The 1825-nt window shown below is 67.0% G+C and carries 1 protein-coding gene; it reads left to right on the top strand.

Annotation, left to right across the window (positions count from 1 at the left end; genetic code table 11):
- The first annotated feature begins 75 nt into the window (after positions 1 to 75).
- Positions 76 to 1635 (top strand): IS1182 family transposase, encoded by a 1560-nt coding sequence (locus NFC73_RS20655; RefSeq protein WP_254753348.1) that lies wholly within the window; start codon positions 76 to 78, stop codon positions 1633 to 1635.
- The last annotated feature ends 190 nt before the right edge of the window (positions 1636 to 1825 follow it).

Genomic DNA, 1825 nt, shown 5'->3' with positions numbered 1-1825 from the left:
CTAGGAGACTGCTGAATTAGTCTTGGGTTGGGCGCGTCGGCTGGACTCGTGGGCCTGGTGGTTAAGACTGGTCTTATGCAGGGACGCGAGGACGCGCAACGCGGGTATTTGGATGTGGAGGCGCTGGCCGGAGAGTTGTTGGCTCCGGGCAGTGTCTTCGCTTTTCTGGCCAGGCATCGGGGGCGGTTGTTCCCGGATTCGATGATGGAGGACCTCTTTCCGTCGCGGCGTGGCCGGCCGTCGGTTCCGGCGCCGGTGATCGGTTCGGTGCTGGTTCTGCAGGCGCTGCAGGGCCTCTCTGACCGGGAAACTGCCGAGGCTTTGACCTTCGATCTGCGGTGGAAGGCCGCGTGCGGGTACGGGTTGACTGATACGGCGTTCCACCCGAGCACGCTGACGTATTGGCGGAGGCGTCTGGCCGGGTCGGGAAACCCGCACCGCATTATGGAAGCCATCGCCGAGGTCGTCGCGGACACCGGAATCCTGAAGGGCAAGCGCCGGCGGGCAGTGGATTCAACCGTTCTGGACGACGCGGTCGCGAGGCAGGACACCATCACGCAACTGATCGCAGGGATCCGCCGCTTCGGCCGTGACGTCCCCGGGAGCCAGGAGTTGCTGAGCGCCCACGCTGCGGGGTATGACTACACGCGCACCGGTAAGCCGGACATCGCCTGGGATGACCAGGAGGCCAAGGACGGGCTGGTTTCGGCGCTGGTCACCGACGCACTGGCGCTGCTGGCCGCGGTCGATCCCGAGACCCTGGACGGCAAGGCGGCCGATGCGTACGCGCTGCTCGCACTCGTCGCCGGGCAGGACGTGGAACCGGCCGAGGACTCCGACGGGACCGACGGTCGGTGGCGGATCGCCCGCAAGGTCGCACCGGACCGGCTAATCTCCACCGTGGACCCGGACACCCGGCACGCGCATAAGACCCAGTCCCGCCAGCAAGACGGATTCAAAGCCCACATCGTCATCGAACCCGACACCGGGCTGATCACCGCCGGTGAGCTGACGAAGGCCTCCGGACCGGAGAACAGCGACGGAGCCGTCGGGGCCCGGCTGATCGGTATGGATCCCACGATCACCGGCACCAGCGTGGACGTCCTGGCCGACTCAGCGTACGGTTCCGGGGAAATGCTCGCCGCTCTCGCCCGCACCACGCACACCCCGGTGATCAAACCCTGGCCGCTCCGCCCAGCCGTCGACGGCGGGTTCACCCTCGATGACTTCACCGTCGATGAGGCAGCCGGCACCGCAACCTGCCCGAACGGCATCACGAAGACGATCACCCCTAAACGCAGTGTCACGTTCGGCGCCGCCTGCACCGGCTGTCCCCTCCGGGACCGGTGCACCACCGCGGCGCGGGGACGCACGCTCGATCTCCACGAACACGACGCGTTACTGCGCGAACACCGCCACCGCGCCACGGACCCGGCCTTCAAGCACGACTACCGCACGCACCGGCCCATGGTCGAGCGGTCCATCGCCTGGCTCACCCGCGGCAACCGCCGCGTTCCCCACCGCGGCATCAAACGGAACAACGCCTGGCTCCAACTGCGGATCGCTGGACTCAACCTGCGACGAATGCTCGCCCTCGGACTGACAGAGAACGACGGATCATGGGCGCTGGGATAATCCACCGCCCGGGCCCACGCCCATCGATAAAAACCACTGGATGACACCCCCGATCTGGGGCAGAATGAAGCCAAGCGGGCGGAACGACCCCGTTGTCGCACCCAAGGGTGCTGACCAGAACACGCCGCTAGACGGCCCATTGGTGGCGTTCCGCCCGCCCCACAACCGCCTTGTTCAGCAGCCTCCTAGG

Source organism: Pseudarthrobacter humi, from assembly GCF_024294965.1.
GTDB lineage: Bacteria > Actinomycetota > Actinomycetes > Actinomycetales > Micrococcaceae > Arthrobacter > Arthrobacter humi.
This window is presented reverse-complemented; position numbering and strand designations above follow the sequence as displayed.